We start from the raw sequence: 20,294 nt of genomic DNA, 5'->3' as shown, positions 1-20,294 counted from the left end.
GTCCCGGTGGTCAAGATCTCTGCGCGTGATCGGTCGCGCGAGCTTGGTCGGAATGACCGAGAGCGGCGAGTTTCGCCAAACAGATTCCGATCACACGTTCTCGATCGGATTCGCGCATCGCCCGGGGCGGTGCTTCCCGAACGGCCACCAGCACCCGATGATAGAAGGTCGACGGTGCGATGCCGAACTCCGGCAAGATGTACTCGTCGCCGTGATCGAACGGTGCCCATCGAGCCACAAACGAGAGCATGCGGCCAGTTTCAGTAAGCATGTGCGAGTTGATATTTGTAGGTCGTCCCGCTTTTCGCGGTTCTTTTGTCATCGAAGGTCCGCATCGTCGAAGCCGCGCTCCAGGCGATGGCGCACGGTGCCGAGATAGCGTGCGGCGTCGGCGCCGTCGATGATCCGATGGTCGTAGGACAGCGAAAGGTAGGCCATCGAACTCGTCTTCACCACGAGGTTGCCAAGCTCGTCGCGCCCAGGAACCAGTCGTTCGACCACTGTCCCGACACCCAGGATGGCTGATTGGGGTTGATTGATGATGGGGGTGTCGAACAGCGCACCGCGGCTTCCGGTGTTGGTGATCGTGAAAGTTCCTCCCGACAGATCGTCAGGCCGTACCGTCCCCGATCTCACCGCCAGGGCCGATGCCGCGATGGCCGCTGCCAAGCCGGCCAACGTCATTGACTCGGCGTCGCGGATCACCGGCACCATCAGACCCTTGTCACTATCGACTGCAACACCTAGATGGACGGCACTGTGATAGGTGACCTCGGTGCAGTCGGCGTTCAACGAAGCGTTGATCACCGGGTGTGCCGCAAGGCCTTCCACGGCAGCGCCGACGACAAACGGCAGATAGGACAGCTTGTGGCCGGTCCGGCCCTCGAATTCGGCTTTGTTGCGGTTGCGCACCAGCGCCACATTGGTCAGGTCGACTTCGACCACCGTCGTCAACTGTGCCGATGTCTGCAGGGATGTCAGCATGCGCTGAGCAATCGTGCGCCGGATCCGCGAGAGCTTCTCGACGCGCTCCGTTGCTGATTCAGCCGGTTCAGGTTCCGGTTCGGGTTCCGGCTCGGCGACTTCTGGAACGCTCTCTGGCTCATTGGCCGTTTCCTCCGTGGGCGCTGCGTCGGTAGCGCTGATCACCGCGATGACCGCGCCGATCTCGACCACGGAGTCCTCCGGTTCGATGATCTGAGTCAGGATCCCGGCTGCGGGAGAGCAGACTTCGGTATCGACCTTGTCGGTGGCGACCTCGAGCAGGGGTTCGTCAGGCTGCACTTCATCGCCTACTGCTTTGAGCCACCGGGTGATGGTGGCCTCGGTGACCGCCTCGCCAAGAGCGGGCAGTTCCACGTTGGTAATGCTTGTGGCGGAAGTCATTTCACGCTCCGTTCGGCCAGGTCGAGTGCTGCGCTGACGATGCTGTCGGTGTCGATGCCGTGATACCGGTAGACATCGTCGAGCGAGCCGACCTGTCCGAATCGGCTCACTCCCAGAGCGGCTCCCGCCACATTGTTGATACCGGTGAGAAATGCCAACGTATGTGGGTGTCCGTCGAGCACGGTCACCATCGGGGCCGCTCGCTCCGCCGGGAAGACCTGGTCGAGGATCCAGCTGGGGCGCTCGGAAAGCCCGCGGCGAGCTCGTAGCGCGTCGAACAGCAGGCCTGGGCTGGTCACGCAGATGACGTCGGTATCGATTCCCTCCTCGGCGAGCCGGTCGGCCGCCCGCAGGGATTCGGTGATCATCGCTCCCATTGCGACCACACTGACCTGAGGTACGCCACCGGCTCGCCGCAGCATGTACGCACCGGCGACCACCTGTTTTCTCCGGCGTTCCCGCGCAGCGGCGTCGTCGGGAACCGATGCCAAAGTCTGGTCCACGGGCCGCGTGGAGAGTCGCACATACGACGACGAGCCGTCCGGCCGACCCAACTGGCCGATGCATGACAGCAACGTCCACTCGACATCGATGGCAAATGCCGGCTCGTAACTGATGCAACCGGGTTGCTCAAGGCCGATCGACGGTGTCTTGATGGACTGATGTGCGCCGCCCTCGGCCGCGAGTGACACACCGGAGGGGGTCCCGACCAGAATCGACTGTCCGCCTGCATAAATGCCGTAGGACCACGGCTCCAAGGCACGTTCCACGAATGGGTCGTAGACCACACCGATCGGGAAGAGGGGTTCGCCCCACCGGCTCCACGTCGCGCCGAGCTCACCGATCAAGCCGACAAGATTGGTCTCGGCGATACCGAGTTCCATGTGCTGTCCGGTCGGTCTCTCCCGCCAGTGCATGATCGTCTCGGGGTCGTCGTCGAACCAGTTTCGACGTTCATTCGGCGACCACACGCCAACCTTGTTGAGCCAACCGGCCAGGTTGGTCGTTGAGCTGACGTCGGGGCTCACGGTCACCACACGCTTGGCCGCGTCCGGAGCTTGACGGCTCAGGTCGAGCAGCACCCGGCCCAGGGCCGCTTGGGTGGACGATGTGCCCGAGGGAGTGCGACCGGTGTCAACGGGCACGGCGGGCGGAGGCGACAGTGTCACCGGCTCGCGCCGCAGCCTCTCGGCAGTCGTGGTGCAGAGCACTTCGGGCGCACTATCGGTGGCGAAACGCTGCCAAGGACTGCTCGGGTCCATACCGAGTTCCGTGGCCAACTGCTCGTACTGCTCGACGGTGAGTAGTGACGAATGATTCTGGGGGTGGCCCTGAGTGGGCAGTCGGTGACCCTTGATGGTGTAGGCGATGATCACCGTCGGACGGGTGTCATCGATTTGGGCGTAGGCGGCGCGCAGTGCGCCGAGGTCGTGGCCGCCCAGATTGCGGATCGCGGCCAGCAACGTGTTCTCATCCAGGTCGCGGATCAGGGTCGAGATCTGGTCGGCACCTATTCCGTTGCCGGGCAGCCTCTCCCGTAGCTCCTCGGCTGAGCAGCGCAGCAGACGCTGGTACTCGGGGTTGGGCATCTCGAGAATGCGGGTGCGCAGCGCGTCCCCACCGCTGTGGTCGAACAATGACTCAAGCTGGGCGCCGAACTTCACATTGATCACTTGCCATCCGGCGGCCGAGAACATTGCCTCCAGCCGTCCGGCCGCGATGTTCGGCACGACGCGGTCGAGTGATTGGCGGTTGAGGTCGACGATCCAGACGATCTCGCCGAGCTCGGCGACGGAGTTGTCCAGGATGGCTTCCCAGACCGCCCCCTCGTCGAGTTCGGCGTCGCCCACCAGCGAGTACTGGCGGCCCTTTCCTGCGGCGCCGATCTGCGTATCGACGTAGCGGCGGGCGATCGTGCCCCATATAGGCGCAGTTGCCCCAATCCCCACCGACCCTGTCGAATAATCAACGGGATCAGGGTCTTTCGATCGGCTCGGGTAGGACTGCAGACCACCGAACTCGCGCAGAGTAGTCAAGTACTTCTGATCGAGTTCGCCCAGCAGGTAATGGATGCTGTGCAGCACGGGCGAGGCATGCGGCTTCACCGACACCCGATCGCCTGGTTGAAGCTGTTCGAACCACAGCGACGTCATGATCGAGGTCATGGAGGCGCACGACGCCTGATGGCCTCCCACCTTCAGACCGGTCGGATTGGGCCGAACACGGTTGGCGTGGTGGATGATCGACGTCGATAACCACAACACGCGGTCCTCGATTTCACGGAGGGCGGTGTCTGCTGACGTGTCGGCGACACGAGGCCGTGCATCGACTGATTGCGAGCGGTCCATCAGTGGTTTCCTTGCATGCGAGTTCCAGATTGTGGGGTGACCGGCCTCCGCCGTGCTCAGGTCGTGAACACGGCGAAGGCGCGCCGCAGCAAGCGGGCTCTAGTGAGAGCACAGGCGCTGCCGACCGCGATGACGCGGTCATCGGAGCTCCGTATGGGTGCAGAACTCGCTGTCAAGTCGAGCATCGATCTACACTTTGGACAAGCTCAAGTGGAACGACTGAGCATTTTGCTGAAGTCGGCGTTCGGGCATTCAGTTGGAGGTTGTCATATTGACCACGCAAACCAGAGTCGACGCTTTGGATGCTCGGATCCTCAAGGCTCTCAACGACGATCCTCGGGCCACCGTGATCGCATTGGCCGACAAGACCCGCCTGTCGCGCAACACTGTCCAGGCACGCATCCACAAGTTGGAGCGATTAGGGGTCCTGCGTTCGTTCGAGAGACGTATCGATCCCGCCGCACTGGGTTACCCGTTGGCGGCGTTCATCCTGACGCGCGTGACGCAGCGCAAGCTCGCTGCCATCGCCCGAGCCCTGGAGCAGGTTCCCGAAGTCGTCGAGGTGCAGGGACTCGGCGGTGCTACCGATCTGTTGATTCACGTGGTCGCCCGTGAGGCGGACGATCTCTACCGGGTAGCCGGCCGGATCCTCGATATTGACGGTGTCGAGCAGACCAACACCTCGCTGGTCATGCGCAAGCTCGTTGACTTCAGGCTGACACCGCTTCTGGAGAAGCTGGCCGAGGAAACGAAATGATCGCGTTACCCCGCTTCGGTAGTTGCTCAGTTGCTTTTCGTGGCAGCGTTTTTGCGTCCGGTGAAGAGACGACGCGCGTGCGCTTACAAGGCGCGGCAAGTCCTGAGGTAACTGAGGAACGAAGCCTGCAGGCCGGTCACGTGCGTTTCGTGCAGGATCTCGCGGGTGATCGATTCGCTGCGTGCGGTGAGGCGGTGAAGGACGGTGGCCGTGTTCTTCGCGAGGCTTTGGTAAACGGCCAGGACCCCGAGAAGCTCTCGTTCGTTGAAGGTCACGTGGAGCCTGGCGGCGCGCCGGCTGTCGCCCAACTTGTCGAGCTGGGCGAAGATCTGACTGTCTTCACCGATGACGCCGGGGCTGCCCGCTGCGATGCTCTCGAAGAGGGTGCTGCCGGTGAGCCAGGCATAGAGACTGAAAAGTCCGCCGTAGGAGTAGCCGAAAAGGCCGTGACCGCTTGTGGCGGTGCCGTAGTCGTGTTCGATCCGCGGATGCAGTTCCGCGGTCAGGAAGCTCAGGAACACATCGGCGTGGGTGTCGCGTAATTCGGCGAGGTAGGCGTCAGCTTCTTCGCGTGTCCTCATGCCTGATTGCAATCCCATCTCCACGGCATCGATGAGCTCGTTGGCGATGGGCTCGCCGGGTGGCACGAAGTCTCTGTTGCGCAGCCGGTCCCAGTCCTGCGCTTCCTCGCCCGCGTACCCGACGCTGACTTGGATGTAGGGCTGGATCCGTTGCATGGGATCCATCTGGGTCACGATGAGCGGAGCCGTCAGGCCCACGGCAAAGTTGCCGTCGAGCACGTATACGACGGGCGCTTGTGTTGTGGCGCGGTCGTAGCCGGGTGGCGTGGTGACCCAGACGCCATAGCTATGCCCACCGCTGGAACGCATCTCGAAGTAATCGGTGTCCGCGAGACAGCCTTGCCACATCGCGCTCATCAAAGGTCCTTCACAACTCGGCCGGCCGCGCAGCCCGGCGTTCTCAGCGGTTCGTTATCCATTGGAAAAATATTATCCAATGGATAAAGTGTCGGAGTGATCTTGTCAAGCAAGGAAGGCGAAGGCGACGCACGCGAGCGCCTTCTTGCGAGGCTTCTCGCTGCCTTCGGGGAGTCCCTTCCCTCTCCGGCCATGTCGCTGCGTGAGGTCGCCGCCCGGGCCGAGACCAGTCACGCCCTGCTGCGGTACCATTTCGTGTCGCTCTCGGGCGTCTTGGCGGCGATGCTCAAGGTGCAGCGATCTCGTGACAACGAAGTGTTTTTCGAGACCGCCCAGCACGGCACCTTCGACGAACTCGTCGTAGCGATCTGGCGGGCCTATACCCGCCCGGAACGGCTGTCCCGTATCCGCGGCTTCTTTCACGTCGTAGGACTTGCCGCATACAGCCCAGAGGACTTTCGTGAGTTCATCGACTCGCTCGACGACCTGACCATGATGCTGGCCTCGCTCGCGGAACGCGAAGGCCGCGACGCCGAGGAGGCGCTGAACAGGGCCACCGTCGCCGTCGCCGCGCTGCGTGGCCTGCTCTTACGGGAAGTTCTGACTCCAGTCGGCCACTCGGAGGACGCGGTTGCCTTGATCCTGCACTTGACCAAGGGGTCGATGCGCACCACCCCCAAGGCCCGGACTGTGAGCAGATAGCCGGCCTTGGGTCAACAGATTGGCTGGATCCTCACGATATTGGGCAGAATGGCCACTGTTCATGCGGGTGCTGGCGGGTCAGTGGTCAGTGGAGTGTCATTGCCGGCGCACTTCTGGAAACGACAGGCGACGGCGGCAGATGATGATCGGCGTCGCGCCCCACATCAGTGGGAAGGCGGCCTCGGTGTCGTGTCGCCCGGCGTCCCCGGCCGTGGTGGTCGGAGGTTGAGTGTGCGCCGGCCGCCCGTGACCAGTTGGTCGTAGAGTTCGCCGTTGTCGATGCCGTCGAATTCCACGCCGACGGCCGCCGAGATGCCGGCCATGACGATGGCTGCGCGCACCTGGCCGCTTACACCGGGCTCGGCGCCGGCAAGCAGACCCGCTTGGCGTTTCACGATCGCACGCCATTGCGGTTGTTGGCGTAGGAGTTCGGCAACGCCGGGGTCGCCAGTGAGGATGGGAAACAGGTCGCGGTGCGATACCGCCAGGGCCACGTAGCCGGCGAGCATCGATTCGGCTTGTGCGCGACTCCCGCGCTGGGCTTCGGCAGTTTCCACGAGTTCGACGAGCTCGTGGATGACCGGCTCCATGATGGTGCTCAACAGCTCGTCGCGAGTGCGAAAATGGTGGTAAATGGCCGATTTCGTCAGACCTAGCTCATCAGAGATCATCTGCAGCGAGGTGCCGGCGACGCTGTGTTGCCGGAACAGCTCGATGGCGGCGTCGATCAACTTCTGGCGGGTCGTGCCGCCGGTGACCGGCGCGGAACCGCTCACCGCGACGGCCTAAATGTAGCTTTCCTAACAATTTCGCGATGGCTGACCATTCGTAAAGTATATGCCTGTACGATTGGTCAGTAACCAGCTGTACGTTTGGTCAGTAAATCTGCGCCAAGTGGGTCAGCCTGCCTCAGCCCAGTCGAGGAGCACGCCATGTCGTTGAACACCGCACCGCAGCAGACTTCGCCCGAGACGTCCCCTCTCGAGGGCGTCGACTTCTTCCATGACCCGACGCTGGTCAAGGATCCTTACCCGGTCCTTGAGCGCATGCGGACGGCCAGTCCGGTGCTTCGCGAACCGTCGCAAGACGTCGTGGTAATCACCGGATACGACGAGGCGTTGGCCGTGCTGGGCGACCATGAATCGTTCTCGTCGTGCAACACGGTGACCGGCCCGACCCCAGGTTTTCCGGTGCCCCTGGAAGGGCTCGACGAATCTGAGGTGCGGGCGCTCATCGAGGCGCACCGGGACGAGTTGCCGTTCAGCGACCAACTCCCGTCGTTCGACCCGCCGACGCATACCGCGCACCGTTCGCTGCTGAGCCGCCTGATCACCCCCAAGCGGTTGAAGGAGAACGAGGCGTTCATGTGGCGTCTCGCCGATCAGGTGCTCGAACCCTATGTGGCCGGCGGTGGCGGCGAGTTACTCGCTGCCGTCGCGAATCCCTTCGCGCTGCTGGTCATTGCGGATCTCCTCGGCGTGCCCGAGGCGGACCGTCCCGAGCTCACCGAAAGGCTGGCCGGGGACAACTCGCTGGGCAGTACGAATGACGCCGTGATGCAGCATGCACCGCTGGAGTTCCTCTACACCCGGTTCACCGACTACATCTCGGAGCGGCGCCGCGAACCCCGTGGTGATGTCATGACCGAGATGGCACAGGCCACCTTCCCGGATGGATCGACCCCGGAGGTCATCGATGTGGTGCGGGTGGCGGCCAATCTCTTCTCGGCGGGTCAGGAAACCACGGTCCGGCTGCTGTCCTCGGCATTGAAAATCCTGGCCGAGAATCCCGAACTTCAAGAACGCCTGCGCCGTAACCCCGACCAGGTCTCGAATTTCGTCGAGGAGGCGCTGCGCTTCGAGAGCCCGATCCGAGGTGACTTCCGGCTTGCCCGCGCCACCACGACGGTGGGGGGCCTAGAGATCCCCGCGGGCACTGTAGTGATGGTGCACTACGGCGCGGCGAACCGTGACCCACGCCAATTCGACAACCCCGACGTCTTCGACCTGGACCGGCACAATGCCCGGCGTCACATCGCCTTCGGGCGTGGTGTCCACAGCTGCATCGGCGCGCCGCTGGCCCGAGCCGAGGCGAAAGTGGTCATTGAGCGGCTCTTGGCGAGCACAAGTGCGATCGAGATAGACGAGGCCCGGCACGGAACCGCCGACGCACGACGCTACGACTACGTGCCGACCTACATCCTGCGGGGTCTCACCGATCTTCACCTCAACCTGACCCCCGCCGCAGACACGGGAAAGGTATCCCGATGAGGGTTGTCGTCGACGATGATCTGTGCCGCGGACACGGAATATGCGCGGCGCTGTGCCCGCAGGTATTCACCCTGACCGACGGCGGTTACGCAGAGGCGATTGCCACCGACATCCCTGCGGGGCTCGAAGGTGCCGTCGCGGAAGCGATCGACGGCTGCCCGGAGCAGGCGATCCGTTCTCAATAACCTATCTGGCGTCTCACTGAAGGAAAGAGCAATCATGTCAATAGATTTCGATCGTCCCGACCGTGCCGTGTTCGACCTGTCAGGCAAGGTTGTTGTGGTGGTGGGCGGTGGGCAGATGCCCGGTCCCAAGATCGGCAATGGCCGGGCCACGTCCGTCGTGGCGGCACGCCACGGCGCTGAAGTGGCGGTGGTGGACCGCAACCTCGCTGCCGCACAGGAGACGGCGGACCTGATCACGGCAGAGAACGGCAAGGCGTATGCCCTTCAAGCCGATGTGGCCGAGAAAGATGACTGTCAACGCATCTTCGACACCGTAATGCAGACCAGCGGCCGCGTGGACGGGATGGTCTACAGCGTGGCGATCAACCCGCCGTTCGACCGGGTGAACAACTCGATGAGCGCCGATGATTTCAACCATGGCATCAACGTGAACATGCTGGGCTGCTACTACTGCAATCTCTTTGCCGCACAATGCATGGAGAAAAACGACGGTGGTTCCACCGGCAGCATCATCAATATCTCGTCCATTGCGAGCATCAAGAACGAAGTCGGACTCAACATCGGGATCATGCCCTACGCCCTTGGTAAATGCGGCTTGAACTACATCACGGAACTGACCGGCGCGCAGTTCGCCGGGGCCGGCATTCGTGCCAACACCCTGATGCTCGGCCCGATCGACTCGACGTTGGGCAACACAGATTCCCAATCGCTGTTCGGTTTTGAACCTGATGAGGTCGACGAGGCCTACGCCGAAGTGGTGAAGCTGAAGATGGGCCGGGCCAGTGCATGGGAGACCGGCTATGCGGCCCTGTATCTACTGGCCGACGAGTCACGGTTCATGACCGGACAGCAAATCCGATTGGACGGCGGTGCCACGCTGGTGCGCTGAGTCCTGGCGCTATTCCATCGGGACTCCCTACGTCGACGGTTCGTCGCGTCGGCACGGCCGCCTCGCCGGTGTCCTTGACGTCGGCGGGCTTGCTCCAGCAGATCTGGCACTGGATCTCGTGAGCGCCTGGCATGTTCTTGAGGCCGGGCAGCCTCGTCCGTAGTCAATTTCCCTGAGTTCTTCGGCGGCTAGTTAACTCTTGCCCAGACCATAACTTCGTTATAGTCTGGGCATAACTTCGTTATAGAAGAAGAGTTCTGTCGAGAGGACAGCGATGACACAGCAGGTACGGGGCGATCTGGTGATCGAGGACCACGGGCCGGTGCTCGTCGCTCGGGTGGACGGTGGGCCGCACAGCTTGTTCGGCATCCAAATCGCGAGCCAGCTCGGGACATTGGTGGATCGGGCCGACCGTGATCCCGGTGTACACGCCGTGGTGTTCACCGGCGCACGCCCGGGTCGGTTCGTCAGCCACGCCGACGTGCGATGGCTACAGGCAGAAGGTGCTGCCGTGCCCGAGTTGAGCCGCCGCAGCGCATCGGCCGCGCTGCGTTTGGCCCGAGGCGTGGATCACGCCCGGGTCCTGGACTCGGTCGTGCAGAAAACCCCGCTGCGCGGCGTCGCCCAGCTCGATCGGCTGCACGCCACGTTCCTGAAGATGAACGCCAGCGGCGTCATCTTCGTCGCCGGCCTGAACGGATCGGCGCTCGGGCTGGGCGCGGAGTTCGCGTGGGCGTGCGATCTGCGGATCATGGCCGACGGCGACTTTGTCATCGGCCAACCCGAAGTGCTGCTGGGCATCATGCCCGGCGGGGGCGGCAGCCAGCGCCTGACCCGACTGATCGGCACGCACAAATCACTGATCGCGATACTGGAAGGCAAGCCCTTCACTCCCGCACAGGCGTTGGCCAACGGAGCGGTCGACGAAGTGGTGGCCCCAGAGGATGTCGTGACGCGGGCTGTCGAGGTGGCCGAATACTTCGGCAAGCGGACCAAGGGTTCCATCGAGGCGATCAAACGGTCGGTCTATTTCGGTGGGTCGATGTCGTTGCAGGAGGGGCTGCACGTCGAGCGGACCGAGTTCCTCGGCACAGACCAGTCCCCGGAAGGCCAGCAGCTGATGCTGCAATATCTCGCGGACACCGAATCCTCGGGTGAGCTGCCGTTGTATCAGGATGACGTCTACGACCGCGCGCTCGAATCGGGGACGGTGCCGGCGCTGGATGGCATCGGCGTGGCGGTGAAGCGGAAATGACCTCGGCACAGTCGTTTACGCGCCAGGACATCTCGTTCACCTCCGGCAAAGACACCTGCGCGGGGTGGCTCTACCTGCCCGCGGGTGTAACCTCGCCGCCGGTCGTGATCCTGGGCCATGGTCTCGGCGCCACCCGCGAGATGCGGCTGGACGCTTACGCTGAGCGGTTCGCGCAGGCCGGCATCGCGGCGTTGGCCTTCACCTACCGGCACTTCGGTGACAGTTCGGGTCAACCCCGCCAGCTCCTGTCGATCAAACGTCAACTCGCCGACTGGGATGCCGCCATTTCCTACGTGAAGGGACGGCGCGACGTCGACGGCACGCGCATCGCGGTCTGGGGTAGTTCGTTCGGGGGCGGCCACTCCATCACGGTTGCTTCGCGTCACCCCGAGCTGAAAGCAGCTGTGGCCCAATGCCCGTTCACTGATGGATTGGCCTCGGCCCTAGCGCTGGGGCCGAAAGCCACGCTCAAGGTGCTGCCGCTGGTGGCCCGCGACTATGCCTCGATCTTGAGCCGGCGTGAGCCGGCGATGATTCCACTGGCCGGTGCCCCGGGGACGCTGGCCCTGATGAACGCGCCGGATGCGTTGCCCGGCTATCAGGCACTCCTGCCGGCGAATTCGACATTCCGCAACGAGGTCGCCGCTCGGGTAGCTCCCACGATCATGGCGTACCGGCCGGGCCGGTACGCGAAGAAGATCGCGTTTCCGATCCTGTTCTGCATCAGCGACACCGACACCGTCACCCCGCCCGAAGAGACCGAACGCTATGCACGCACGGCGCCCCGCGGGGAGATCAAGCACTACCGCGCGGGACATTTCGCGTTCTACCTCGGCGACGCCTTCGAGCAGTTGATCGCCGATCAGATCGAATTCCTGACCCGGCACCTGACACCGACATACGCCGCGCCGTGAGTGCCATGACGCTGCCCACACTGCCCGACCGCCGGGCCGAGGACGATCCGCACGGGCCCGCCGTCGCGGACGCCCGCCTCGCTCTGACCAACGCACAGTTACGCGACCGCGTTCAGGCTGCGGCACAACAACTGCGCGGTTTGGGGATCGGCGTCGGCGACGTGGTCGCCGTCGCCCTGCGCAACCGCGTCGAGTTCGTGGCGCTGCTGTTCGCAGCCTGGCGGTTGGGCGCCGCCGTCACTCCGGTCAACCCGAGCCTCACCGGCGATGAGGTCAATCGCCAACTCGCCGACTCTGGGGCACGACTGCTGGTGATCGACGACGACATCACCGTCACCACCGAGGTGCCCACACTAGGGGTTGCCGAGTTGGCTACTGAACCAGTCGGAACAGACCACGAACCCCACACCGACGCCTCCGCGCTGGCGCTGCTGATCTACACCAGCGGCACCACCGGCACGCCCAAGGGCGTCATGCTCGACCACGCCAACCTGGACGCGATGGCACAGATGGGCCGCCAGGCCCTGCAGATCGGGCCCACCGACCGCTGCCTGCTGATCCTGCCGCTGTTTCACGTCAACGGCATTGTCGTCAGTGTGATCACGCCACTGCTGGCCGACGCCAGTGTCGTCATCGTTGACCGCTTTGCTCCCCACACCTTCTTCGAGGTCATGGAGCGCGAGCGACCCACCTATTTCAGTGCGGTGCCCACCATCTACACCATGCTCGCTGCCCTCCCGGACGATGTCACCCCCGACACGTCGTCGTTGCGTTTCGCGATCTGCGGCGCAGCTCCGGCACCAGCGGAACTGTTGAGCCGCTTCGAAACTCGCTACGGGATCCCCATCGTCGAGGGTTACGGACTGTCGGAAGGCACCTGCGCTTCGACCATCAACCCGATCGACGGCCCCCGTCGCGCCGGAACGGTGGGCAAGCCGTTCCCGGGTCAACGGATTCGGATCGTCGACGCCAACGGCCGCGACGTTCCCACGGGCGACGACGGCGAGGTCATCATCGCCGGCCCCAACGTCATGCGCGGCTACCTGGGCCGCCCCGAGGACACTGCGGCCGCCGTCATCGACGGTTGGTTGCACACCGGCGACATCGGTCACCTCGACACCGAGGGCTACCTGACGCTGGCCGGCCGCTCCAAAGACATGATCATCCGCGGCGGCGAGAACGTCTACCCCCGCGAGATCGAGGACGTCCTGTCCAGCGACCCCAACGTTCTCGAAGCGGCGGTCATCGGGGCACCTGACGAGAAATGGGGCGAGGTGGTCGTCGCTTATGTCGCACCGCGCCCCGGCGCCACCGTCGACATCAACGCCCTATGGGCCCGGTGCGCACTCGGCCTCGCCGGCTATAAACGCCCAACCGAAATCCTGGTCCTGGATGCCATTCCCAAAAACCATGTCGGCAAACCCGACAAGATCCCCTTGCGCGCAGCGCGCGTTGCACCGACGACCCCGATCACCGAGAAGGCCACACGATGAAAGCTTTCGCACTCACCCGCTACGGCAAGAAGGACAACGTTGAAGCGGTCGAGCGGGCCGTTCCCGACCTGCGCGACGACGACGTGCTGGTACAGATCCACGCCACCAGCGTCAATCCACTGGATCTCAAGATCAGGAACGGTGAACTCAAACCCCTCCTGCCGTACAAACTTCCTATCGTTCTCGGCAATGACCTGGCCGGTATCGTGGTCAAAACCGGGCCACGAGTGATGCGATTCGCCCCCGGCGACGCGGTCTATGCCAAACCCAGCCAGGACCGCATCGGCACTTTCGCCGAATACCTGGCTGTCAACGAGAACGACGTCGCGCGCAAACCCGACACTGTCGGAATGAACGAAGCCGCCGCGCTGCCACTGGTCAGTCTGACCGCTTGGCAGGCGCTGGTCGACAAGGCGCATGTGCGGCCGGGACAGAAGGTGCTCATCCATGCCGGCTCGGGCGGCCTGGGTACCATCGCCATCCAATTGGCCAAACACCTGGGAGCCACCGTCGCGACCACGACGAGCACCAAGAACGTCAAATGGGTGAAGGAGCTGGGTGCCGACATCGTAATCGATTACAAAACACAGGATTTCGCCGCCGAGCTGCGCGACTACGACGTCGTACTGGACACCCAGGGCGGGCAGACCCTGGAGAAGTCGTTTCAGGTGGTAAAACCCGGCGGCATGGTCATCTCGGTCGCAGGACCACCCGAACCCACCTTCGCCCGCGAATTCGGGGCGAACTGGCTGTTGGTCCAAGGTATGCGCGCACTGAGTTTCTCGGTGCGGCGCAAGGCCAAACGACGCTCGGTGAACTACTCGTTCCTGTTCATGACCGCCAACGGCGACCAGCTGCGTGAGCTCGGCGCTCTGGTGGACGCCGGGGTCATCCGGCCCGTCATCGACCGGGTACTGCCCTTCGATTCTACGCTCGAAGCCTTGGCCTACGTCGAAAACGGCCGCGCCACTGGCAAAGTCGTCGTGGCGGTGACTGGTGAATAGTCAATCTGCCCGGGGGCAATCACCCAGGAATTGAATTGCGGCGTTGGCGAACTCCTTGTGGTACTGGAATATCCCGCCGTGGCCGGAGTTGGGATAGATGATCAGTTCAGAACCGCGGATTCGTCGATGCAGGTCCTCCGAGAGGATCGAGGGGACCATGCGATCGTGGTCGCCGTTGACGATCAGCGTCGGCTGGTTCACTCCAGACAGGTCGGCGGCCGCGGATCGTCCCCAGCGTTTGATCGCCTTGAGCTGGGTTTGGAAGGCCCTCAACGTGATCGGCGCGTCGCGCTCCTCGGTTCGTTCCGCAAGCCGCGCGATGAAGGCGTCTGCGGCGCGTTTGCCGGTGTCGTCACGATTGAAGAAGAGAAACACCTTGGGATCTTTGCGGGCCAGTGTGGCGCGCACCATGTCGTAATACGTGGTGCCGGCGACCTTGTCGATACCCGTCCCGCCTTTCGGGCCGGTCCCCGTGAGAATGAGCTTGCGCACGAGTTCGGGGTGCTTGATCACCAACGCCTGGGCCACCATTCCACCGAGGGAGAAGGACAGGATGTCGACGGTGTCGAATCCGAGTGCGGTGATGAACGCGTAGGCATCCTCGGCCATCGCATCGACCGTGCCGGGAACCTTCCCGCTGGAAGCTCCGACGCCGCGGTTGTCGAAGGCAATGACGTGGCGGCGCGCAGCGATCGGATCGACGACGCGAGGATCCCAGTTGTCCAGCGTGGCGGCAAGGTGCACGAAAAGGATGACCGGCACTCCGCCGGTGGGGCCCAACTCGCGGTAGGCGTAGGTGACTCCGCCCGCGGTGACGGTGCGCTGCGGCGCGTGCGCATAGGACGTGATCGGTGCGCCCGACTGGCTGTGGTTTGCGGACATGTTGTTCTCCATCACTGTCTGAAAGCGGTTAGTTGGCCAGGAACTGCAGGGCTTCAGGCACGAATGTCCGGTGGTGCTGGAACACGCCGCCGTGGCCTGAGTGGGGGTAGATCTTCAACTGCGCGTTGGGAAGTCGCCGCGCCATGTCGGCGGAGTGGCTGCTGTTGACCATCAGGTCGTGGTCGCCGTTGGCGACGAAGACGGGTTGGGCGATGACCGAAAGGTCGTCGGGCCGGCTCTTTCCGGCGTGCCGGATCGCCTTGATCTGGGCGACGGCGGCCCGGATCGAAATCTTCTTGTCACGGTTCCCCGTACGTTCCTTCAGGCGCGCGAGGTAGTCGGATGCGGCACGTTTGCCCTCGGGCGTACGCGGAAAGAACAGGAAGTTGCGGGGATCGCTCAGCGTGAGCGCGGATTTGAGGTAGGCGCCGCCGACGATGGTGGCCATCTTGTCGATACCGCCGCCGCCGCGTGGTCCGGTACCGGCCAGGATCATGCGGCGCACCAGTTGCGGTGCCTGCAGCGCAACCATTTGTGCCACGCCGCCACCGAGTGAAAAACCGAAGAGGTCAACCTTTTCCAGGCCCATGGCACGGATGAAGGCGATTGCGTCGGTGCCCATCTGATCGATGGTCGATGGCACCGACCCGCTGGTGGCGCCGACACCGCGGTTGTCGAAGGCGATGACGCGGTGGTGAGCGGCGATGCCGTCGATGACGCGTGGGTCCCAGTCATCGAGGACTGCCGTCAGGTGATGCAGGAACACCACGGGAACACCAGAACCGGTGCCCAATTCGCGGTAGGTGAACGTGACGCCGTTGACGTCGATCGTGCGATTCGGAGCGTCTTTCCAGGTAATCATGTTGTGTCGGGCCTTTCGAGGTGGTGAATCAGGACGCGGTGTGGGTACGCGCGTCGAGTGTGGACAGAGCGGCCACGATCCGGCGATTGCGGGCCAACCGGGGGTCCAGTGCCGGGGCCAGGAGGCCTCGCAGTGCCGAGAGAGGTATCCACCTGGCCGGTGCTGTCACACGGGGCGCGCGTCGGGTTAGGCCATCGGCGAGTGCCTTTGCGGCAGAGCCGGGCTGAAGGCGTTTGAGCAGGGGCCGCGGGAGGGCTGTCAATATCTCGTCGACCACCTGGTCACCGTCGATACCCCGCTTGATCATGTCGGTCTCGATCAACGAGAAGTAGGCGATCGTCGTCGAGACGCCGTGCGTCGCGAGTTCGACGCGCAGCGCACGACCGAGTTGCTCGACGGCCGCTTTGCTCATCGCGTACGGAGCCGTGCCCATTCCGTTGAGGTAGGCGAACACCGAACTGATGAGAATGAACTGGCCTCGGTTGGCCCTGACCTGTTCCATGGCCGCCTGGACGGTGTTGATGACGCCGAAGACGTTGACCGCAAACAAGGACTCGATTGACGATATCGGCGTCGTGCGCACAGTCGCAGCAGGCGAGAGGACGCCGGCGTTGGCGATCGCGACGTCGAGCCTGCCGAAGCGTTCGACGGTTGCGGCGACCGCGAGGTCCATTGCCGCGCGGTCGCACACATCGGCGACCACGCCGAGGGCCGAGTGCGGAGCCAGCTCTGCGGCGAGCTGCGGTGTCGCGGGATCGATGTCCACGATGGCCACCTTGGCGCCACGCCCGAGGAGCTCCCGGGCGGTCGCGCCACCGATGCCTCGGGTTCCGCCGGTGATCAGCACGACCTTGTCACGCAGGTCGTAAGGCACATGCGTCATCGGATGCCGCGCTTGGGGCGGAAGGAGTCAGCGCCGTTGCGCCGCAGCATCGCAACCGTCGTGGCCAACCGGCCACGATCGACGTCAGGTGCGAGACCGGCGCCCAGTCGGTGCAACTGATCGGTGTTCCAACTGATGTTGAGCACACTGTCCAGAGCCTTGACGTCGACGAATCGTCCCAGCACGCTGCGCATCCCGTACTGCAGCTCCCGTGTCGGCAGTGCCGCAACGCGTTCGGAGAGGAGCGCGGCCGCGGCATCAGGGGTCGTCACCGTCGGACGGGCGAGTCCGACGACGTCGCAGTCTCCGGCGCGCAGTGCTTCGTCAATGGCTGGGCGCGAACGGAATCCGCCTGTGACGGCGATTGGCACATCACCTGCCACGTTGCGCACCGTGCGGGCGTACTCAAGGAAGTAGGCTTCACGCTCGCGGGTGCTCGACGCGGCCGAGCCCGACATCGCCGGAGACTCATAGTTGCCGCCGCTGATCTCGATCAGGTCCAGACCTTCACCGGCGAGGACAGCGACCACTTCGCGTGACTCGTCCTCGCTGAATCCGCCGCGCTGGAAGTCCGCTGAGTTCAGTTTGACGCTCACGGCGAAGCCCGGAGATACCCGCTTGCGAATTCCGCGGACGATCTCCAGCAGGAACCGCATCCGGCGTTGGGGGTCGCCGCCCCACTGGTCGTTGCGCAAATTGGTCAACGGCGAGAGGAACTGCGTCACGAGATAGCCATGGGCGCCGTGCACCTGGACGCCGTCGAACCCGGCGGTCTCGCACACCGCTGCGGCCGTCACGAAGCGTTCGATGATGTCCTCGATCTCTGTCGCGGTCAGCTCGCGGGGGGTCGGAGAACCCGGCAGATTCAGCGGCACGGCACTTGGGGCCACCGGAACATGGCCCAGGGCAAGCGGGTTGGACTGACGACCCGGGTGATTGAGCTGGACCCAGATGGGAACGCCGGCGTCGTGAGCAGACTTCGACCACGAGGTGAGTGCGTCGAGGTCGCGGTCATCCTCGATCACCACGTTGCCGGGTTCCCCCAACTGGTTGCGGTCGACCATCACGTTGCCGGTGATGAGCAGCCCGTACCCGCCCTCGCTCCACGTGCGGTAGAGCCGTTCGAGGCGGGCGTTGGGCGAATGCGCCGGCCCGGCAAGCGCCTCGCTCATCGCGGCCTTCATCAGGCGGTTGGGGAGTACCTGCCCGCAGGGCAGCGGCAGGGGGTCGTGCGGAGAAGTCATCGGTGGCGTGTCCTCACTGGAAATTCATTGGCTTATGACCATACTATTATGACCGTAAGGCAATCGGCTATGATGTGCAAGCAGGACCGTGAAGTGTCGACGAGAGGGGGCCGGCGGTGGCCAGGTATCACGCAGAGCACAAGACTCAGACCCGGCAACGGATCATCGAAACGGCAGGTCAGCGGCTGAAGAAAGACGGCATCGACGGGTCGGGTGTGGCCGTGCTCATGAGCGATGCAGGCCTGACCAACGGTGCGTTCTATGCGCACTTCGGGTCCAAGGACGATCTGGTCGCCACCGTGGTCGCCGACCAGTTGGGTGCCCAGGAGGCGGTCCTGGCGTCACTGCCCGAAGGCCGGGCCGCGCTGGAACAATTCGTCCGCGACTACCTCTCGGCGGACCACCGTGACCACCCGGCCGATGGCTGCCCGAGCGCTGCGTTGCTCGACGAGATCAGCCGCCGCGGCGACGTGGTCCGTGATGCGTACACCCACGGCGTGCAAGCCATCGTCGATGTCGTTGCAATGCACCTTTCGCCGCAGAGTCCGGCCGCCGCGCGCACGCGCGCGCTCGGCTTGTTCACCGTCCTCGTTGCGACCCTGCAACTCGCACGTGCGGTCTCCGACCCGAGTCTGTCCGACGAAATCCTCGCCGCCGGCATCGCCAACGCGCAGGTGCTCCTCGAAGGCTGAAGCCTCTGGCATGCCGCGTGGGTGCGGATGGCGATGGCGCGTAACCACCATACTATAACTTCGTTATAGTATGGTGGTCGAGACGACCGCTGGTACCAACTTCAGGAGGATTTACATGACGGCCCTCACCGGTCAGGCGGTACTCGTCACGGGAGCCAACCGCGGCATGGGCCGCGAATACGTCACACAGCTGCTCAGTCGTGGTGCCGCGAAAGTCTATGCCGCAGCACGTGATCCACGCACGATCGACGTCAACGATCCACGAGTTGCCTCGCTACGACTCGACGTGACCGACGCCGCATCGATCGCTGCAGCAGTGGAACTCGCCGGCGATGTCAGCGTGCTCATCAACAACGCCGGCATCGCGCGCGGTGCCTCCGTCCTCGATCCCGACACCACCAAACTGCGTGAGGAACTGGAAACCAATCTGTTCGGGCCGCTGGCGATGGCCTCGACGTTCGCCGATCGGATCGCCGAACGTTCAGGCGCGATCGTCAACGTTGCGTCGGTATTGGCCTGGCTGCCCGTCGGTGCCAGCTACGGGGTGTCCAAGGCGGCACTGTGGAACGCCACCGACTCCATGCGCCTGGAACTAGCACCACGCGGGGTCCAGGTGGTGGGTGTCTACGTGGGTCTGGTCGATACCGACATGGCCTCCTTCTCGGACAGCCCCAAGTCCACACCGCGTGACGTGGTCCGCCAGGTTCTCGACGGCATCGAATCCGGTGCCGACGAGGTCCTCGCCGACGACTTCACCCGCCAGGTGCGGGCACAGCTGAGCACGCCCCTCGGTGACCGGTGAGGTTTGGCTGCGATGCCCAGACCCGCCAAAACCGCTGCCAAACCGAAGGCCGACAAGGAGGCAGCGACGCGGCTTGACCGCGAACAAGCTGTCGCGCAACTCGTCTCGGCTGCGATCACGTTGCTGGCAGCCGAAGGTCCCACCGCGATCAAGGCCCGCACCGTCGCCGAAGCCGCTGGGCTCTCCACAATGGCGGTGTACCACCACCTCGGCGGGCTACCGGAACTCGTCCAAGCCATCGTCGACAAGGGCTTCAACGATCTCGGCGACGCCTTCTTGCACGCACCGGCCAGCGACGATCCAGTCACCTCACTGTTCGCGATCGCATTGGAAGCACGCGGGTTCGCCCAGGCCAATCCCCACCTCTATGACCTGATGTTCGGTCTGTCCAATCGCGGCAGCTACCGGCCCGCCACCTCAAACGATCGCGGCCGTGCCGACAATTTTGAGAAGGTCTACACCCATCTGGTCCAGGGATGTGCCCGCCTGCTGGCCAGCGGCCGGGTCCGACCCGATGGGGACCCCGCGGTCATTGCAGCTCAATTATGGAGCGCTGTACATGGTTTCGTCACACTCGAACTCGGCGGCCATGTGTCGCACTTTGACGATCCCGTGCGCCAGGTATTCGCCCCGATGATGGCCAACATCGCCATCGGGTTAGGTGACGACCCGCAGTTGGCCAATGCCTCCAACACTGCGGCTATCGCAGCAACTCCCGCCGCCTGAACACCGAGCGGCCATCGTCGCCGTCAGGATCCCATCGACGCGCTGAGCCACTGGGCCGCCCC

21 protein-coding genes are annotated in these 20,294 nt (G+C 64.0%); 12 read left to right on the top strand and 9 right to left on the bottom strand.

What is annotated here, in order from left to right; all coding sequences use genetic code 11:
- Nucleotides 1–10: 10 nt before the first annotated feature.
- From AB0I14_RS03305 to AB0I14_RS03295, 3 genes are read right to left on the bottom strand one after another with little or no spacing between them, the layout of a single operon-like run.
- Nucleotides 11–322, bottom strand: coding sequence for a hypothetical protein (locus AB0I14_RS03305; protein ID WP_358015776.1), 312 nt, complete (start codon nucleotides 320–322; stop codon nucleotides 11–13).
- Complete coding sequence (locus AB0I14_RS03300; RefSeq protein WP_358015773.1) at nucleotides 319–1,386, bottom strand: 2-oxo acid dehydrogenase subunit E2; 1,068 nt, start codon at nucleotides 1,384–1,386, stop codon at nucleotides 319–321. The genes AB0I14_RS03305 and AB0I14_RS03300 overlap by 4 nt, the downstream gene beginning before the upstream one ends.
- Complete coding sequence (locus tag AB0I14_RS03295) at nucleotides 1,383–3,734, bottom strand: pyruvate dehydrogenase (protein ID WP_358015771.1); 2,352 nt, start codon at nucleotides 3,732–3,734, stop codon at nucleotides 1,383–1,385. Before AB0I14_RS03295 ends, AB0I14_RS03300 begins: the two co-directional genes overlap by 4 nt.
- Nucleotides 3,735–4,005: 271 nt before the next feature.
- On the opposite strand from AB0I14_RS03295, the gene AB0I14_RS03290 reads away from it, so the two are divergent.
- On the top strand, nucleotides 4,006–4,491 hold the full coding sequence (locus tag AB0I14_RS03290; protein ID WP_358015769.1) for an Lrp/AsnC family transcriptional regulator: 486 nt from the start codon (nucleotides 4,006–4,008) through the stop codon (nucleotides 4,489–4,491).
- Between the two features lie 83 nt (nucleotides 4,492–4,574).
- Here AB0I14_RS03290 and AB0I14_RS03285 read toward each other — a convergent pair whose 3' ends face one another.
- Nucleotides 4,575–5,429 carry an alpha/beta hydrolase-fold protein gene (locus AB0I14_RS03285; protein WP_358015766.1) on the bottom strand — a complete coding sequence of 285 codons (855 nt, stop codon included), beginning with the start codon at nucleotides 5,427–5,429 and terminating at the stop codon, nucleotides 4,575–4,577.
- 96 nt (nucleotides 5,430–5,525) lie between these two features.
- Between AB0I14_RS03285 and AB0I14_RS03280 the strand changes: the two genes are divergently transcribed.
- Nucleotides 5,526–6,131 (top strand): TetR/AcrR family transcriptional regulator, encoded by a 606-nt coding sequence (locus AB0I14_RS03280; RefSeq protein WP_358015763.1) that lies wholly within the window; start codon nucleotides 5,526–5,528, stop codon nucleotides 6,129–6,131.
- 164 nt (nucleotides 6,132–6,295) lie between these two features.
- Here AB0I14_RS03280 and AB0I14_RS03275 read toward each other — a convergent pair whose 3' ends face one another.
- Entirely contained in the window at nucleotides 6,296–6,862 is a 567-nt protein-coding gene (locus AB0I14_RS03275) for a TetR/AcrR family transcriptional regulator (RefSeq protein WP_358015760.1), read from the bottom strand.
- 201 nt (nucleotides 6,863–7,063) lie between these two features.
- Between AB0I14_RS03275 and AB0I14_RS03270 the strand changes: the two genes are divergently transcribed.
- The 7 genes from AB0I14_RS03270 (at nucleotide 7,064) to AB0I14_RS03240 (ending at nucleotide 14,141) form a co-directional block, all read left to right on the top strand.
- Nucleotides 7,064–8,401 (top strand): cytochrome P450, encoded by a 1,338-nt coding sequence (locus tag AB0I14_RS03270; RefSeq protein WP_358015757.1) that lies wholly within the window; start codon nucleotides 7,064–7,066, stop codon nucleotides 8,399–8,401.
- The gene (locus tag AB0I14_RS03265; protein WP_358015754.1) at nucleotides 8,398–8,586 is read left to right on the top strand and encodes a ferredoxin; all 189 of its coding nucleotides are present in this window, start codon (nucleotides 8,398–8,400) and stop codon (nucleotides 8,584–8,586) included. The genes AB0I14_RS03270 and AB0I14_RS03265 overlap by 4 nt, the downstream gene beginning before the upstream one ends.
- A gap of 67 nt (nucleotides 8,587–8,653) precedes the next feature.
- Nucleotides 8,654–9,475 (top strand): SDR family oxidoreductase, encoded by an 822-nt coding sequence (locus tag AB0I14_RS03260; protein WP_358015751.1) that lies wholly within the window; start codon nucleotides 8,654–8,656, stop codon nucleotides 9,473–9,475.
- 274 nt (nucleotides 9,476–9,749) lie between these two features.
- Entirely contained in the window at nucleotides 9,750–10,730 is a 981-nt protein-coding gene (locus AB0I14_RS03255) for an enoyl-CoA hydratase/isomerase family protein (protein WP_358015748.1), read from the top strand.
- Nucleotides 10,727–11,644, top strand: coding sequence for an alpha/beta fold hydrolase (locus AB0I14_RS03250; RefSeq protein ID WP_358015745.1), 918 nt, complete (start codon nucleotides 10,727–10,729; stop codon nucleotides 11,642–11,644). Before AB0I14_RS03255 ends, AB0I14_RS03250 begins: the two co-directional genes overlap by 4 nt.
- A 5-nt stretch (nucleotides 11,645–11,649) precedes the next feature.
- The gene (locus AB0I14_RS03245) at nucleotides 11,650–13,137 is read left to right on the top strand and encodes an AMP-binding protein (RefSeq protein WP_358015742.1); all 1,488 of its coding nucleotides are present in this window, start codon (nucleotides 11,650–11,652) and stop codon (nucleotides 13,135–13,137) included.
- Nucleotides 13,134–14,141 (top strand): NADP-dependent oxidoreductase, encoded by a 1,008-nt coding sequence (locus tag AB0I14_RS03240; protein WP_358015739.1) that lies wholly within the window; start codon nucleotides 13,134–13,136, stop codon nucleotides 14,139–14,141. The genes AB0I14_RS03245 and AB0I14_RS03240 overlap by 4 nt, the downstream gene beginning before the upstream one ends.
- Here AB0I14_RS03240 and AB0I14_RS03235 read toward each other — a convergent pair whose 3' ends face one another.
- From AB0I14_RS03235 to AB0I14_RS03220, 4 genes are read right to left on the bottom strand one after another with little or no spacing between them, the layout of a single operon-like run.
- Nucleotides 14,142–15,023 carry an alpha/beta hydrolase gene (locus AB0I14_RS03235; protein WP_358015736.1) on the bottom strand — a complete coding sequence of 294 codons (882 nt, stop codon included), beginning with the start codon at nucleotides 15,021–15,023 and terminating at the stop codon, nucleotides 14,142–14,144.
- A gap of 28 nt (nucleotides 15,024–15,051) precedes the next feature.
- On the bottom strand, nucleotides 15,052–15,885 hold the full coding sequence (locus tag AB0I14_RS03230) for an alpha/beta hydrolase (protein ID WP_358015733.1): 834 nt from the start codon (nucleotides 15,883–15,885) through the stop codon (nucleotides 15,052–15,054).
- Between the two features lie 28 nt (nucleotides 15,886–15,913).
- On the bottom strand, nucleotides 15,914–16,768 hold the full coding sequence (locus tag AB0I14_RS03225; protein WP_358015730.1) for an SDR family NAD(P)-dependent oxidoreductase: 855 nt from the start codon (nucleotides 16,766–16,768) through the stop codon (nucleotides 15,914–15,916).
- Nucleotides 16,765–18,012, bottom strand: coding sequence for an NADH:flavin oxidoreductase/NADH oxidase family protein (locus AB0I14_RS03220; RefSeq protein WP_358015727.1), 1,248 nt, complete (start codon nucleotides 18,010–18,012; stop codon nucleotides 16,765–16,767). Before AB0I14_RS03220 ends, AB0I14_RS03225 begins: the two co-directional genes overlap by 4 nt.
- A 116-nt stretch (nucleotides 18,013–18,128) precedes the next feature.
- On the opposite strand from AB0I14_RS03220, the gene AB0I14_RS03215 reads away from it, so the two are divergent.
- From AB0I14_RS03215 to AB0I14_RS03205, 3 genes are all read left to right on the top strand, one after another.
- Complete coding sequence (locus AB0I14_RS03215; RefSeq protein ID WP_358015725.1) at nucleotides 18,129–18,704, top strand: TetR/AcrR family transcriptional regulator; 576 nt, start codon at nucleotides 18,129–18,131, stop codon at nucleotides 18,702–18,704.
- A 115-nt stretch (nucleotides 18,705–18,819) separates the two neighbouring features.
- Entirely contained in the window at nucleotides 18,820–19,506 is a 687-nt protein-coding gene (locus tag AB0I14_RS03210; RefSeq protein WP_358015722.1) for an SDR family oxidoreductase, read from the top strand.
- Between the two features lie 12 nt (nucleotides 19,507–19,518).
- Nucleotides 19,519–20,232 (top strand): WHG domain-containing protein, encoded by a 714-nt coding sequence (locus AB0I14_RS03205; RefSeq protein ID WP_358015719.1) that lies wholly within the window; start codon nucleotides 19,519–19,521, stop codon nucleotides 20,230–20,232.
- Nucleotides 20,233–20,294: the final 62 nt, after the last annotated feature.

Origin of the sequence: Mycobacterium sp. NPDC050441, from assembly GCF_040655355.1 — a bacterium.
Taxonomy (GTDB): Bacteria; Actinomycetota; Actinomycetes; order Mycobacteriales; family Mycobacteriaceae; genus Mycobacterium.
This window is presented reverse-complemented; position numbering and strand designations above follow the sequence as displayed.